The organism is Companilactobacillus formosensis (assembly GCF_005405305.1).
Taxonomy (GTDB): Bacteria; Bacillota; Bacilli; order Lactobacillales; family Lactobacillaceae; genus Companilactobacillus; species Companilactobacillus formosensis.
In genome coordinates this window covers 146979-160963 of record NZ_BJDU01000003.1, presented here as the reverse complement: position 1 = coordinate 160963, position 13985 = coordinate 146979, and the positions used below count along the sequence as shown (strand labels likewise).

General features: G+C 35.0%; 18 protein-coding genes, 2 tRNA genes and 1 other annotated feature (1 of these 21 only partly in view). Of the genes, 5 read left to right on the top strand and 15 right to left on the bottom strand.

Going from position 1 to position 13985, the window contains the following annotated elements; genetic code table 11:
• Positions 1-32: a sequence feature (ribosomal protein L21 leader region), on the bottom strand (it extends 38 nt beyond the left edge of the window).
• A gap of 44 nt (positions 33-76) precedes the next feature.
• The 3 genes from FFM65_RS04880 to FFM65_RS04870 form a co-directional block, all read right to left on the bottom strand.
• Complete coding sequence (locus FFM65_RS04880) at positions 77-1534, bottom strand: hypothetical protein (protein WP_137610096.1); 1458 nt, start codon at positions 1532-1534, stop codon at positions 77-79.
• A gap of 192 nt (positions 1535-1726) precedes the next feature.
• Entirely contained in the window at positions 1727-1972 is a 246-nt protein-coding gene (locus FFM65_RS04875; protein ID WP_119317915.1) for a hypothetical protein, read from the bottom strand.
• Positions 1973-2118: 146 nt separating this feature from the next.
• On the bottom strand, positions 2119-3519 hold the full coding sequence (locus tag FFM65_RS04870) for a carboxylesterase family protein (protein ID WP_119317914.1): 1401 nt from the start codon (positions 3517-3519) through the stop codon (positions 2119-2121).
• A 187-nt stretch (positions 3520-3706) separates the two neighbouring features.
• On the opposite strand from FFM65_RS04870, the gene FFM65_RS04865 reads away from it, so the two are divergent.
• The 4 genes from FFM65_RS04865 (at position 3707) to FFM65_RS04855 (ending at position 4628) form a co-directional block, all read left to right on the top strand.
• Positions 3707-3892 (top strand): hypothetical protein, encoded by a 186-nt coding sequence (locus FFM65_RS04865; protein ID WP_010019396.1) that lies wholly within the window; start codon positions 3707-3709, stop codon positions 3890-3892.
• A gap of 196 nt (positions 3893-4088) precedes the next feature.
• Complete coding sequence (locus tag FFM65_RS12315; protein ID WP_255311483.1) at positions 4089-4211, top strand: hypothetical protein; 123 nt, start codon at positions 4089-4091, stop codon at positions 4209-4211.
• Between the two features lie 146 nt (positions 4212-4357).
• Positions 4358-4431: transfer RNA gene (locus FFM65_RS04860), tRNA-Arg, on the top strand.
• Between the two features lie 123 nt (positions 4432-4554).
• A tRNA-Arg gene (locus tag FFM65_RS04855) sits at positions 4555-4628 on the top strand.
• Between the two features lie 225 nt (positions 4629-4853).
• On the opposite strand, the gene FFM65_RS12310 is transcribed toward FFM65_RS04855, so the two are convergent.
• The 3 genes from FFM65_RS12310 to miaA all read right to left on the bottom strand — a co-directional run bounded on the left by FFM65_RS12310 (position 4854) and on the right by miaA (position 7566).
• Positions 4854-4985: a hypothetical protein gene (locus FFM65_RS12310; protein ID WP_010019394.1), complete on the bottom strand. Its 132-nt coding sequence runs from the start codon at positions 4983-4985 to the stop codon at positions 4854-4856.
• 411 nt (positions 4986-5396) lie between these two features.
• Positions 5397-6647 carry a methionine gamma-lyase family protein gene (locus tag FFM65_RS04850; protein ID WP_119317913.1) on the bottom strand — a complete coding sequence of 417 codons (1251 nt, stop codon included), beginning with the start codon at positions 6645-6647 and terminating at the stop codon, positions 5397-5399.
• A 1-nt stretch (position 6648) separates the two neighbouring features.
• Positions 6649-7566, bottom strand: coding sequence for a tRNA (adenosine(37)-N6)-dimethylallyltransferase MiaA (gene miaA / locus FFM65_RS04845; protein WP_119317912.1), 918 nt, complete (start codon positions 7564-7566; stop codon positions 6649-6651).
• A gap of 84 nt (positions 7567-7650) precedes the next feature.
• Here miaA and FFM65_RS04840 point away from each other — a divergent pair, with 84 nt between their 5' ends.
• Entirely contained in the window at positions 7651-7845 is a 195-nt protein-coding gene (locus FFM65_RS04840; protein ID WP_010019390.1) for a DUF3042 family protein, read from the top strand.
• A gap of 58 nt (positions 7846-7903) precedes the next feature.
• On the opposite strand, the gene FFM65_RS04835 is transcribed toward FFM65_RS04840, so the two are convergent.
• From FFM65_RS04835 to greA, 9 genes are all read right to left on the bottom strand, one after another.
• Positions 7904-8311 (bottom strand): rhodanese-like domain-containing protein, encoded by a 408-nt coding sequence (locus FFM65_RS04835; protein ID WP_059073564.1) that lies wholly within the window; start codon positions 8309-8311, stop codon positions 7904-7906.
• 12 nt (positions 8312-8323) lie between these two features.
• The gene (locus tag FFM65_RS04830; RefSeq protein WP_119317911.1) at positions 8324-9286 is read right to left on the bottom strand and encodes an ROK family glucokinase; all 963 of its coding nucleotides are present in this window, start codon (positions 9284-9286) and stop codon (positions 8324-8326) included.
• Positions 9283-9510, bottom strand: coding sequence for a YqgQ family protein (locus FFM65_RS04825; protein ID WP_119317910.1), 228 nt, complete (start codon positions 9508-9510; stop codon positions 9283-9285). The genes FFM65_RS04830 and FFM65_RS04825 overlap by 4 nt, the downstream gene beginning before the upstream one ends.
• Entirely contained in the window at positions 9503-10180 is a 678-nt protein-coding gene (locus FFM65_RS04820) for a rhomboid family intramembrane serine protease (RefSeq protein ID WP_119317909.1), read from the bottom strand. Before FFM65_RS04820 ends, FFM65_RS04825 begins: the two co-directional genes overlap by 8 nt.
• Positions 10155-10733, bottom strand: coding sequence for a 5-formyltetrahydrofolate cyclo-ligase (locus tag FFM65_RS04815; protein WP_119317908.1), 579 nt, complete (start codon positions 10731-10733; stop codon positions 10155-10157). Before FFM65_RS04815 ends, FFM65_RS04820 begins: the two co-directional genes overlap by 26 nt.
• 50 nt (positions 10734-10783) lie before the next feature.
• Positions 10784-10933: a 50S ribosomal protein L33 gene (gene rpmG / locus FFM65_RS04810; RefSeq protein ID WP_010019383.1), complete on the bottom strand. Its 150-nt coding sequence runs from the start codon at positions 10931-10933 to the stop codon at positions 10784-10786.
• Between the two features lie 88 nt (positions 10934-11021).
• Complete coding sequence (locus tag FFM65_RS04805) at positions 11022-13118, bottom strand: peptidoglycan D,D-transpeptidase FtsI family protein (protein ID WP_371851276.1); 2097 nt, start codon at positions 13116-13118, stop codon at positions 11022-11024.
• 36 nt (positions 13119-13154) lie between these two features.
• Positions 13155-13451, bottom strand: coding sequence for a HesB/YadR/YfhF family protein (locus FFM65_RS04800; protein ID WP_119317906.1), 297 nt, complete (start codon positions 13449-13451; stop codon positions 13155-13157).
• Positions 13452-13502: 51 nt separating this feature from the next.
• Positions 13503-13979: a transcription elongation factor GreA gene (gene greA / locus FFM65_RS04795; protein WP_059073558.1), complete on the bottom strand. Its 477-nt coding sequence runs from the start codon at positions 13977-13979 to the stop codon at positions 13503-13505.
• Between the last annotated feature and the right edge of the window lie 6 nt (positions 13980-13985).

Here is a 13985-nt window from a genome sequence, read left to right as displayed (position 1 = left end):
TTAAACCTAATTTTGAGCGGTTGTAGATGCAATAGTGATTGCAACTTATAAAATATAGCAAATTTCACTTGCTTTTTCAACTATTCTCAGGATTTTTTTTATTTTTCAACGGAATGTTTTGCAAGCTAAAATAAATCAACAACATAAATCCAAATAAATTAATCAATAGAAAACTAAGACTCAACCAATCATAATGCGAATGGATTTCTATAATACTTTTACCTGGATTAGTTTTGACTTGAAGCGTGTTTTGTTTAGTTTTCTTTGCGGACACTGATTCATTATTGATTTGAATTTGATAATTAGGTGAATATTGAATTGGAATATCAATGGTCGTCGTTTGAGGATTAATGTATTGAATCCAATAGTCAGATCCCTTGGTATAATAAGAAACTTTTTCCTGCTTATTGTTGACCAGGAATTTATTATTATTTTTTTGAGCCACGTCATGATAATTCATCACAAATTTCTTATAATCAACCGAATTAGCCATTTCCAGAGTTCGTTTAGGACTATTACTTACTTGACTGTAATTAACGTAACTTAAACCACCAATCGAAATTAGTAAAATCAATAGTTTCAAAATGGCTGGACTTTCTTGAAAGACTAACAGGATCATCCGACACAAAATCATAATAAAAAAGAAATCAAGAATACTTTGGAAAGCAAAAATCAAGCGACTAATGTCTACATTAGGTATTTGGGGTTGCAGTATCAACAAGCACGTTATTGGAATCATTTCGAAAATAATGACTTTATAAGCAAAAGAACTTTGCAAAAAAATCATCAAAATCAATAGCAATAATAAGCCACCAATTGCGATCATCAAATACCATTGCACGCGCGGCAACTGTAATTTTGTGAACCAATCAAAATAATTAAAGTTTTCAATTGGATCTTGTCGCCATTTTGAGTTCAATTGTTTCATGACTAAGGGGCCAATAAAACCAATTGTCGTTAAAATACCCATACTAATTATTTTGAGTAAGTTAAACGATGTCTCTTTCACGTAATGCCAAGAATGACTCAAATGACTAAATGGCATTAAAACAAATGCCACAATTACCGTAATGGTCACTGCTAAAGCAACATACGGTGAAGTCCAAATGATCAATGCTTCACCCCAGACTAAAGTTTTCCAAGAATGTTCAGTGAAAAATTGATAAGCGCCAAAATAAACTATTGGCAAAAATATCAAAACTAAATAATTCTCTAATCTTTGATTGGAAAAAACTAACAAAAGTCGATTTAGAGAAAACGTATAGCCAATAGCAAACAAAAGTGCTTCAAATGTGTCTTTGTGGAATTTATTCATAAAAAAGTAAGCACTGACTAACGTTAAAAAAGTAATTATCGTTAAATAGACGCTGAACCCATAAATCACATTAAACTGAACGAATAACCACCCTGTTAAAATGGTCAGCCACGGACTGAATAGATTTATTTGGCTACCTGCATGATTCCAAAAATCAAAGTTAATTGGTGAAACGAACACATTAGAAAGGCTTTTTAAATGTGCAATGTTAAAAACCATTGTTTCCCCAAAATTAGCTTTGTTAAAAAAAAGTATTGTATAAAGAATGCTTAGAATTAGAAATAATAAACCTAAAATGATTTTTTTCCATGAACGACTGGACATCAAGGAGAACCCCTTTATTAAATAATGACATTATTATACTAAAAAAGGACTGTGCTTAAACACAATCCCCAATCATTTTCTATTTTTCTAAGCAACAGTCATAAACAAGCGTCCTAAAACAATAAAAAAGAAAACTGCTATAAAAACTAGCTTTCCCCGTTTTAAATCCATCTTCGTTAGAATTCTCGTTATTAGTATGAGAGCAATGATTAGACCAATTCCGATCAGAATACCCATCAAATTACTAATAATCGCTTGTTGAGTTAAAAACGCAGCTAAAACATCTATTAGAATGAAAGCAATTGTTACAAAAAATGCAAACTTTCTTTTCAAAATTCGTCCACCTCTAAAGTTATAGGCACCACAAAAAATGCCTAATGTTTAAGCACAACGACTTTATTGTAAAATTAAAAATTATTGTTTGCAAGATTATTTTTTTACATCCCACTATAAATGCTTATTTATCAATATTTATTTTTTTATAAAAGATACGACTGCCAAGGTAATTCGGTTGGAATTCTACGACTAATAACAGAAACACTCTTTAAATCATCTGGATCTAATTCGAGGACTAAGCGATCATCGTCAAACACTGGCCACTCATATTTAATATCTTCTTCGTAAGGTTTACCTTCATTGATAAATTCAAATAGTAAATTCAAAAAATGTTGTTGGTTCTTACGGTAATCGATATTCAATTCTTCAACCGGTGTATTCAAATATCTAAGAATCCCACCATGCTGCCCTTCAGCCACTTTAACATAGTTGCAATAAACTTCAGCATCGCTTTCCTGCGTCAACAATTCAGCCAACCTTCTAGCCGGTAAGGTATACATAGCATTCCCTAGCATTTGTACAAAATCATTTTTTGAATACTGCTCGTTTAGCAAGGCAGCTCTTAATACTTTCGTATTTTTACCAAATAAATCAGGGAAAACTTCATTTTCAAGATGATTGATATTCATCGATTTATAAGCCTCTAATTCATTGCTCCCAGCAGAGATAATAGTCTTAAATTGTGTCTTTTTTACTCGTTGAAGTAACTTCTTTTGCCAATCCTGTGAAATCAAATCATCATCGATCACCGGACCAAACCAATTAGTAGCCGTATGCTGATCAAGCAAATGCTCTTGAACAATTTGTAGACCATCGTCTGTTAAGTTAAATAAGTCTTTTGTTGATTTAATGTCACTGGCCTGACAAATCATATCAGTTACTTTTTTTGCCGTAGCCATGTCACGAATCGTCTGAACGCCACCAGAAAATAAAATAATTTTTTGAATTCGATCCAAAACAGTTGCATTAGAAGCCATTAGAGCTGAAATTGACTTAGCACCGGCTGAAATACCAACTAAAGTAACGTTTTTTACATCGCCGCCAAAACTAGCAGCATTATCCAAGACCCATTGAATCGCCATCAATTGATCTGACATCCCAACGTTGGTATCACCGCCATCAACCTTGCTCCACCCAAACAATCCTAATCGATAGTTTGGCACTACATGAACGACTGACTGATGATCGAGCCACGACATTTGTTTAGTATAATTTCCTCCCCGTAAAAAGCCACCACCATAAAATTCGATGACAATCGGGTATTTTCCTTCTACATCAGGGGTGCAAATATCAAGATTTAAACAATTTTCGCCAAAGTTTATCTTACTATTTTGGTTAAGTGCATCTTTTTGCATTGGTTGAACGCCATGATGCACCGCATAATGAATTTTATTAATTTCATTTGGTCCAAATTTTGACATAGAAAATTCTTCAGCTCGTTTAAATCGACGTCCATATCCAAACGGAACTCCTAAGAAATCAAGATGTTCATGATCCACAATTCCGTGATATGTCCCTGTGGTAGTTTTCATAATCTTCTTCATAAAAAATAGACCCCCCAATGAACAAAATATCAATTAATTAACATTCTAAACTAATATCATTATTGTACAAGAATTTCATGTAACCATTTTTACGAGTAAGTTGTGTGAAAAAATTCATAATTTCCCTTGTTTACTTAAATAACCTTGTATATAATTTCAAAGATATGTTTTTAAGGGAGAGATATAAATGGTATTAACAGACGCACAAAAACGTGCTAACGAAAAATGGCACAGAAATCATCGTGAACGCGCAAATTATATCGCCATGCGTTCATCAGCACGTAGCTTTATTAGAAAAAAATCAACTCTTGAAGACCTCGAAGAACTTCAAAATATCATCGAAAATCGTCGCAAAGAATTAGTTGAACCCTAAATAGTCAAATTTAAAAAATGTAAACCATTACATTTTAAAATATTGATTTTTTTTACTGAAACAAGGCTTATTTTTATGTCATTTGTAATAATTCTGTTATAATTTTGTTAGATAAGGGAGAAGGAAGCCTTATCTGTTGTGTTCTGTCCAGATGCTGATGACATTAAAAGCTGCATTATTTTCGGAGATGACAATCATGAAATTGACAGTATGGATCAAATCATTATTTAAAGCCGAAAGAACTGAGATTTCCACACAAGATCGTGAGGTATTGTGTGAATTAGAGGCTGAAAACAAGCCTTTCATTTACGGAAAGTAATGTTAATCAGTAAATTATTTATAGGGATGGTTCACTTAAACATTTAAGTGGACCTTTTATTTTGCCCAAATTAAGATTTTTTTTAATTTATATCAAAAATTAGATTGACATAGTGCAAGTGCTTTATCTATAATAATAAATGTGCTGTCACAGTGGCTCAGTTGGATAGAGCAACGGTCTTCTAAACCGTAGGTCGTGAGTTCGAATCTCACCTGTGACATACCGTAAAATCGCTAGAGTGATCTGGCGATTTTTTTGTTGTCTGCAAGTAAATTTTTAATTAAAAAATTTCAAATTTATTATTGCATAATCAAATTCTTTTCTCTATAATAGTACGAGTGATGTCACAGTGGCTCAGTTGGATAGAGCAACGGTCTTCTAAACCGTAGGTCGTGAGTTCGAATCTCACCTGTGACATTTAATAAATAATCTATGATCGTCCAATCTGACGTCATAGATTTTTTTTTGCATTTTTTTGCAAAAATAAGACCTTTTCCAATTAAGGAAAAGGCCTTTTTAGTTATCGTTGAGGATAGAATTGCAACTTTCGTTGCCAATTAAATATAACATCTATTCTTGCATATATCTATAATTTAGAGCAAGTGTAAACTAACTGTATTCTAAATCTAATATTTGTAAAATTTATGCACTCATTCTCAACAATTTATTCATAGCTTCTTCAATTGACTTACCGCATGCAGAAACCCGAGTGTTTTTCTTATCAAATACGGTAAACAATTGACGTTTAGTATCAAGTGTAACTTTATATCTCATATTGCTTACCTCCTATCATTTGATTATTTATCATACTCGCTTTTAAAAAAAAATCAATAGAAACAAACTATTTTATTTTTTATTTAGAGAATAGTTCGGTCGAAACATTTCTTGTTTCTCATATTTATAAGACTAATTTTCTCAGCAATAAATCTTAATCAATAATTTAGTTAGGCCTAATTAATTTTTTCTTTTAACTGGTCTATTAAGTATTTGTCACAAAACTGTAATATTAACTAACCGCTCTGGCATAAAAATATATTTTTTCCTAATAACCAAAGAAAGGTCTAACCTTTACCAAGAATTTTTTCGTTCTTTTAGCAAAAACGTTCGGAATCTGCTCGTTTTTTGGGATTTTGTCTTAAAATTGTTTCATAAAATAAAAAAAGCCCGACCATTTAGATCGAACTTTTAGAAGAATAACTCTTTACATGCATTACTAATAGCAATCTTAACGTGTTCATAAGTCAAACCACCTTGAATATAAATAATATATGGTGGTCTCATTGGTCCATCAGCTGAAAATTCCACACTAGCACCAGAAACGAATGTCCCAGCAGCCATAACAACTTGATCTTCATATCCTGACATAGCACTAGGCTCTGGAGATACATTGGAATCTATTGGCGAAAATTGTTGGACGAGTTTAGCAAAGTGAACCATTTTATCAGGCTCATTGAATTCAATCGTTTGAATCAAATCAGTCCGATCATCATTCCATTTAGGCGAAACATTTAAGCCTAGTTTCTCAAAAATAGCCGCTTCAAAAATTGCTCCTTTAATGGCATTTCCAGTTACTCTTGGAGCTAAGAAAAAGCCTTGAAACATTTCTGATTGACGATCAATAGTAGCACCTTCCGAAGCACCAATGCCTGGGGCCGTTAAACGATAGCTAGCTAATTCGACTAAATCCTTCTTACCAACAATATATCCGCCGACTTTGGCTAAACCTCCACCAGCATTTTTGATTAGAGAACCAGCCATCAAATCAGCACCGACCTCTGTTGGTTCGATTGTTTCCGAAAATTCACCATAACAGTTGTCGACAAAAATTATCGCATCACTGACAGTTTTTATTTGCTTGATGATTTCAGCAATTTCTTTAACTGTCAAACTCTTCCGAGTCGAATAGCCACGTGATCTTTGAATAGCAATGACCTTAGGATTTTGTTCTTTAATTTTTTGTTTCATCAAAGTGAAATCAACCTGATCTCCATTCATCTTGACTGAATCAAAACCAATTTGATAGTCAATCAAAGAACCACGTTTGTTACCAGCAATCCCGATAACTTCTTGCATTGTATCGTATGGCTCTCCTGTGACATATAGCAGATTATCCCCTGGACGCAAGATTCCGAATAGTGCCGTTGCTAATGTATGTGTTCCGGAAACGAACTGGGGACGAACTAAAGCAGCTTCAGTTTTGAAGACATCTGCGTAAACTGCCTCCAATTGATCACGTCCACGGTCATCATCCCCATAACCTGTCGTTCCTAACAAACTACTTTCATCGATATTTTCTTCCCGAAAAGCAGCCAAAACCTTATTTTGATTGTCCAAAACTTGCTCATCTATCTCAGCTAACTTGGACGCAATTTGTTGATCGACTTCTTTGATAACTTCTTTTAACTTGTCTGGAAATGCAGCATTCCATTTAGTCATTTTACCCCTCCATAAAATTAACGATATTTTTTTCAATTATATCTTGATAATTGCTATCATCACTAATATTATACCAATCCACATCCATTTGATTGCGGAAATAAGTAAATTGACGTTTAGCAAAATGACGAGAGTTCTTTTTAATTTCTGACAAGCAAGTTGATAAATCAGCTGTACCGTCAAAATAGGGATATAGTTCCTTGTAACCAATTCCTTTGCTAGCTTGGGGGAATTTATCCCGATTGTCATAAACGTACTTAGCTTCGCTAATTAAGCCATTTTCAGCCATTACATCGACACGTTGGTTAATTCGTTCGTACAGTTTTTGACGATCATCCGTTAAACCAACTAAATAAAAATCAGCCCACTTCTCACCATTGTCCTGTTCCGTGATTGATTTGCCAGTTGTTTTCATGACTTCAATTGCTCTGATCAGACGACGGGTATTATCAATATCAATCTTCTCAAAAGCTTTCGGATCAATTGACTGTAACATTTTTTGCAACTGATCAACGCCACCAGTTTGTTCAATCTTCATCAATTCTTTACGCAAAGCTGGATCACTATCTGACTTACCACCTAAATTCAAATTATTGATCAAAGAACTCAAATAAAAACCAGTTCCTCCAACGACCAAAGGTAATTTCTGGTCATTAGCTAAACTAATAATAATTTGACGAGCTTTTTGTTGAAAATCCTTGACTGTATAACGTTCATTGGCATCGCAAATGTCTACCAAATGATGTGGGACAGCCTGTAATTCTTCTGGAGTATCCTTAGCTGTTCCGATATCAAGTTTTCGGTAGATTTGCATTGAATCGCCAGAAATGATCTCGCCATTGAATTTTTGAGCTAATTTTAAACCTAAGGCACTCTTACCAACGGCGGTCGGTCCTACTATTGCAACTACTTTTATCAAAAAATTACCTCTCTTAGACAGTCTTTTATAGATATTTTAAAGGAAATACGCCATAATGAGAACTAAAGACAGGAGGAATGTATTATGGCAAAAAATCAAAAACACTTACGTTTTGTTAAAGGCTTCCTTGTTGGTTCACTAACAACAGCTACAGCAGTTTATGGAGCATTGCATGCTTTCAAGAAGAAGGTCATCGAACCAGAAAACCAAGAAAACGAACGTATTGAAGCTAACCGCAGACGTGCTAACCGTAAGAGCTTACAAGCACACCAAGGCTAAACTTAAAAACATTATACTAAAAAATGCTGTGTCAGATTTTTTCTGCACAGCATTTTTTTTATATTTTAGTGGTTTTCTTTGTCTTACCTTCCCAATCAGAAAAACGGTCTTCTAACCATTTAACATCAGTGAAGCCCCACTTCTTTTGCATTTTAAGAGCTGCTCGAACACACATATTCTTGTTATCTCCATAAAGATAAACCGGAAGATCAGGTCTTAATTCGCCTTCATTGTACTTTAATTGCGTAAATGGAAGGTTTCTTGCACCCAAGATGTGTTTAGCATCAAAAGCATTTTTTTCTCTTAAATCAACGATTTGAGCTTTTCTCATCGTTTCCTCAAAGGTCTTTTGGTCAATTGCGCCGTGCATTTGTCTACCCTTTAACCAGAAGTAGAGCCATGAACCAACCCAATAAACCAAAAAGCCGATTACAATAACATATAAAACGGCATTTAAAACTTGCATTAATACAAACTCCTAATCAACTTTAATCAATGAAGCAGCACCGATAACACCAGCACCATTACCAAGACTAGCTAGTCTTAATTCAGTTGAATCCTTGATTGTAGCAAATTCGTTTTTACGCATAGCCTTATCAACTTTGTTGAGCAAGAAATCACCAGCAGCTGAAACGCCACCACCAATAACAACAAACTTAGGATTCAAGGTATTAGCGATGTTCCCTAGAACAAATCCAAGTGAGTCACAAACATAATCGACAACCATCATGGCCAAGTCATCATCTTTCTTAGCTAGATCGAATACGTCTTTAGCAGAGATATCTTGACCATCATCAAGCATAGCCTTCAATTCTGAGTTTCCAGCATATTCTGATGCACGGTCTCTAGCAACACGTACGATACCAGTAGCTGAAGCGATTGTTTCTAGACAACCCCTCTTACCACAAGTACACATGAAACCATTAGGATCAACTGTTACGTGACCAATTTCACCAGCAGCACCATTTTGTCCTTGAATCAACTTACCATTAGCGATGATACCACCACCAACACCTGTTCCAAGTGTTACAAAGACAACATCGTCAGCATTGTTACCAGCACCTTGCCATCTTTCACCAAGAGCAGCAACATTAGCATCATTTTCAATGACAACTGGTAGACCTGTTCCCTTTTCAATATCACGTACTGGATAAACTTCATTAGTCCAGTTAAGGTTAAAAGCACCTTTGATTGTGCCCTTTTCATGATTGATTGTACCAGGTGAACCTAATCCGATACCGTCGAATTGGTCAACGCTCATATCATACATATTGATATGATGATTAATTGAATCAATAATGTCAGGAATAATCAATTGTCCATCAGATAGAATATTTGTTTCAATACTCCATTTTTGTTGAATCTCACCTTTATCGGTAAGAATAGCAAATTTAATTGTTGTACCACCAAGGTCAACACCGATTAACTTTTTGTCTGTCACTTTGATCTGTCCTTTTCTTCTTCTTTTCTATGCTCCCGTTTTAAGACCAATTGAGCACTAATAAAAGTCTTTTTGTCGATCAATCCATCTTTGTACAACCGTTTGATCTCAATAAACATCAGTTCAATGTCCCATAATCTTTTACCAAGATGGACAAAGGTACCGAAGCGTTTGAGTAACTGCTGTACATCATAGAGGGTCGTAAAGCTCATCTTATTATCCATAAACGATCATACCCTTTGCATACATATAATAAGAAATCACAACAACTACTACTATTGCTAAAATCCGAAAAATCATCTTTGGACGAGAAATGTTTGGTAAACCCAAAGCATATCCCAAAAGCAGTCCCCCAACAGCACCGCCAATGTGTCCCCAGATATCAATTCCAGACATAGTTAGATCCATCAATAAATTAATGACGATCAAACCTAGAAAACTCTTCCCTAATTCCGTCAGAAAGCGATTTTCACGATAAATTATTGCCAGTGATAAAAATGCGGCAAACATTCCAAACAATGAGGTACTAGCCCCTGCCGAAATAGCATTATTACTACCAAAAGCAAAACTGGCCAAATTCCCCATGATTCCACTCAACATGTAAACTATCAAAAATCGCCAATGACCAATCATTGGTTCGAGTATTTGACCGACATATAATAGTGTAAACCCATTCATCAGAATATGGAAGATACCAATGTGTAAAAATATTGGTGTTATTAAGCGCCACCACTGACCTTCTTGTACTAAATAATTAGTTTTAGCTCCGAAATGAATCAAAGTTAAAAGATTCTGAGAACCACCACTAACTGTCTCTAGTAAGAAAATTACTATGGTCACCGCTAATAAAGACCAAGTTACGTAGGCGTTAGAGCGCCGATTGATTATCTGCATTTTGTTCATCCTTTGCAACGATGATCTTATCGATTTGCTTGTCGAGCACATAAACTGGCCAAAGTGGTGCTTGATAATATTGGCTAGTCAAAGCTAAGGAAATGGTCTTCGTTGGAAACTTGGCTAAATATCTATCAAAAGTACCTGAACCAAACCCCAAACGATTCTTATCTTGGGAGTAAGCCAATCCAGGAACAATCAAAAGATCAGGTGGATTCATAACGTTATTTTCATAATCTTTAGGTTCTCTAACACCAAAAGCCGATTCAACTAATTCAGTATCCTGAGTGTACTTAACAAAAGACATCGAATTATCAGAAAAAGTCTTTGGAATATAGACTTCTTTTCCCATTTCAAAACATTGATTGATAATTGGAAAAGTTGGTATTTCGTCATTAGTACTCATAGTGATTCCAACTGAAGGTGCATTTTGAAAATCTAAATCATTAAATAATTGAAAATAAAGGTTGTTGATTTCTTTTTGAGCCTTATCAGACTTCATAAAATCGCTCACAAGATCAATTTGTTTTTTTCTGAAACTTACTTTATCCAACTAATGATCACTCCTTAGAAAAAAAAACAACAGGGATTTTAACCTGTTGTTTATTTTGTTTCACGATGCAATGTAACAGTACGTTCGCGTGGACAATATTTCTTAAGTTCAAGACGATCGGGATTGTTACGTTTGCTCTTGCTTGTTAGATATGTACGTTCATGGCATGAAGTACATTCCATTGTTATATTAACTCTCATCTTTGGAACATCCTTTCATAAATACTTAACTAAATTCAACTAATTAAATATATCATTTTTTCCGGTATATTAAAAGGTTAAATTCAGATTATTTCTGACCCGTCATTTTATAATAGTCGGTATAAATCTGTTTTGCAAGCAATTGAGGATAACTTCCACTTTCACTAGTTAGATTAGGGAAGACAATTGCCATTGCAATGTTTGGATCATCATAAGGTCCAAAACTGACCAAACTAGTAGTAATTGTTTCTGGAGGATCAGAAGAAGGATTATCAGGGTTGTAGTAGAATGATTGAGCTGTACCAGTCTTAGCAGCTACTGCTGGTGAAAGATCTTTTAGACGCGTAGCAGTTGTCCAATAACCACTACCGTGTACGGCTGCATACATACCCTTTCTAACCACATTCAATTCATCTTGAGTTACATCTACCTTATTCAAAACAGAAGGTTTAGTAACTGAAGTCAAAGCACCTTTTGTTCCATCGTCTTTAGTCTTTTGAATTGATTGAACAACGTAAGGCTTCAAACGATAACCACCGTTAGCAATGGTTGAAATATATTGAGCCATTTCAATCAATGTATAAGCATCATAGTTTCCGTAAGATAAATCCAGTGCAGAACCAGTCTTCAAAGAGCCGTTACTATTATGTGTGGCACCTTCGATACCGGTTGTTTCACCAGAAATATCGATCCCAGTCTTGACACCTAAACCAAATTGATTGAAGTAGCCACGTAATTTATCAAAGATATCATCATCCATATGAATATATGAATTTGGCGTATATTTAGCATTGGCTTCCTTCAAGGCTAAATTCATCATGTAAATATTGGATGAGAATTGTAGAGCTTGAATAGCACTCAAACTACTGAAAGTCCCAGCTGGATAAACTGATTTCTTAACCGGCGTACCTGGCAAATAAATTGGATCATCAGCTTGGGTATTATTGCTTGGAGAAATAACTCCATCCATCATCGCACCTAAAACGGTAGCCCCCTTAACAGCAGACCCCATAACGAAGGTACGGTTGATAACACCTAGAGCATCTTCAGATGTTTTACCAGTTTGCGGATTATTGTGAATCCCAGCCATAGCTAAAATAGCACCAGTCTTGGGATTCATTGCTACTACATAAGCACCGTCAGAATATTGTGTTATCCCGGCAGATTGAGCAGCACTATATTGTTCTTCCAGAGCTGCTTGAACTTTCTTTTGGAACTTAGAATCAATCGTCAAATTAAGATTGCCACCCTTTTGACCTTTGTACAAGGTAGTACTCTTCTTAATTTGATTATTGGAGCCAACTTGAACTTGCTTTTGACTCTTAGTACCGGAAAGAATTGATTCATAACTCTTTTCCAAGTAACTAGTACCAACACGGTCATTTCTAGAATAACCACTAGCTAACATTGTATTCAATTCATCATCAGGAATACCTTGTTTCTCTGTTGATACACTTCCGATAATACTTGCAATTGATTTACCTTGTGGATAATCACGTTCCCAATTGCTACCAATACTTACACCCGGTAATTCCGTTAAATGCTCACTCACTTGCGCAATTTCCTTAGAGGTTAAATTCTTATCCTTCAAAAATACCGTTGAAAGTGAATAAGCAGAACTCATAGTTTTGAATAATGAAGCACGTTGCATGTCTTTATCATTCAAATGAATACCCTGTTTTTCAACATACTTAACTTCGTTAGCATAAATCTTAGTAGTAGACAACGCATCCCCATTACTATCAACACGATATGACTTAGGCATTTGTTTAATAACTTGCTTAGATTTATTTGGAGCTGACAAAATATAATCAGCTTTATCACGACTAGTTAGATCACTAGGATCAACACTAATGTACTTAGTTAATCTGTTAACGATCGTATAAATATCAGACGAACTAACACTACCACTCTTCGTATAAGTGATGGCATTGTGCGTTGAATTACCAACCAAAAGTCTACCTTTTGAATCATAGATCATTCCACGTGGTACACTGCCTGTCATTACTGTCTTATCTGTTCGGTCAACTTCAGCTTCAAATTTGCCACCATAAACGATTTGCAAATAAGCAAGTTGAGCAACCAACATTGCGAATAGCACAAAGACAATAAAAAAAAGCAGGTTTAGACGAAATGGAATAGTAGACTTCGCTTGACTACCCGTTCTTTTCTTTATTATATCCAGTATTCTTCTCATATTCATCCTTCAAAAAACGAACGATTATTCATTCGATTTAAAAATATACTTAGGCCCATCGAGATCTGGATCATACTCTACCAACAAATCATATCTGGCAAAAAACCACGTATCACTATCAGTAATGTAATAAACCACACCATCGACTACAGTACTGGCTACTGGATCAACTGGTTTTTCCTTACGCATAGCAATTGAAAAACCATCATGAACCATAGTCTTTCCATAGACCTTACCATAAAAATGTACACCATCACCGGGTACTAAGTCCAACTCTTCTTCAAACCATTTGATTGCTTCATCCGTTAGCTTAATTTCCATTACGTCCACCTCAATTTTTTTCTAAGATAAACATATCAGAAAACGTCTTCATTAAGCAACTTCAACGGCTTTTACAGTAACTTCATAACTACCAACAGGTGTTTCAACAGTAACTACATCACCTGTATGCTTACCTAACAAAGCTTTAGCAATTGGTGAGTCGTTTGAAATCTTACCACTGTCAGGATCTGATTCAGCAGCACCAACGATTGTATAAACGTCAGGTTCTTCGCCATCTTCTTGAACAGTAACTTTCTTACCGATTGAAATTTCATCATGAGCTACATCATCAGCATCGATAACGTTAGCGTATTGAAGCATTTCAATAATTTGAGAAATTCTTGATTCAACTACACTTTGTTCATCTTTTGCAGATGTGTATTCTGAATTTTCTGAAAGATCACCGAAACTTCTAGCAATCTTAATACGATTGATAACTTCTGGACGTTTAACCTTCTTTAAATTTTCTAATTCTTCTTCCAGCTTCTTCTTACCTTCAGCTGTCATAGGATAACTTCTGTCTGCCATTGTTAT

What these genes read in the sequence shown, in the direction of transcription:
- FFM65_RS04850 (WP_119317913.1), bottom strand. Translation starts at nt 6,647, where the DNA reads ATGACTAAATGGAATGCTGCATTTCCAGACAAGTTAAAAGAAGTTATC.
- rpmG (WP_010019383.1), bottom strand. Translation starts at nt 10,933, where the DNA reads ATGAGAGTTAATATAACAATGGAATGTACTTCATGCCATGAACGTACA.
- FFM65_RS04835 (WP_059073564.1), bottom strand. Translation starts at nt 8,311, where the DNA reads ATGCAAGTTTTAAATGCCGTTTTATATGTTATTGTAATCGGCTTTTTG.
- FFM65_RS04865 (WP_010019396.1), top strand. Translation starts at nt 3,707, where the DNA reads ATGGTATTAACAGACGCACAAAAACGTGCTAACGAAAAATGGCACAGA.
- FFM65_RS04800 (WP_119317906.1), bottom strand. Translation starts at nt 13,451, where the DNA reads ATGGAAATTAAGCTAACGGATGAAGCAATCAAATGGTTTGAAGAAGAG.
- FFM65_RS04880 (WP_137610096.1), bottom strand. Translation starts at nt 1,534, where the DNA reads ATGGTTTTTAACATTGCACATTTAAAAAGCCTTTCTAATGTGTTCGTT.
- FFM65_RS04840 (WP_010019390.1), top strand. Translation starts at nt 7,651, where the DNA reads ATGGCAAAAAATCAAAAACACTTACGTTTTGTTAAAGGCTTCCTTGTT.
- FFM65_RS04825 (WP_119317910.1), bottom strand. Translation starts at nt 9,510, where the DNA reads ATGGATAATAAGATGAGCTTTACGACCCTCTATGATGTACAGCAGTTA.
- FFM65_RS04820 (WP_119317909.1), bottom strand. Translation starts at nt 10,180, where the DNA reads ATGCAGATAATCAATCGGCGCTCTAACGCCTACGTAACTTGGTCTTTA.
- FFM65_RS04870 (WP_119317914.1), bottom strand. Translation starts at nt 3,519, where the DNA reads ATGAAGAAGATTATGAAAACTACCACAGGGACATATCACGGAATTGTG.
- greA (WP_059073558.1), bottom strand. Translation starts at nt 13,979, where the DNA reads ATGGCAGACAGAAGTTATCCTATGACAGCTGAAGGTAAGAAGAAGCTG.
- FFM65_RS12315 (WP_255311483.1), top strand. Translation starts at nt 4,089, where the DNA reads ATGAAATTGACAGTATGGATCAAATCATTATTTAAAGCCGAAAGAACT.
- FFM65_RS12310 (WP_010019394.1), bottom strand. Translation starts at nt 4,985, where the DNA reads ATGAGATATAAAGTTACACTTGATACTAAACGTCAATTGTTTACCGTA.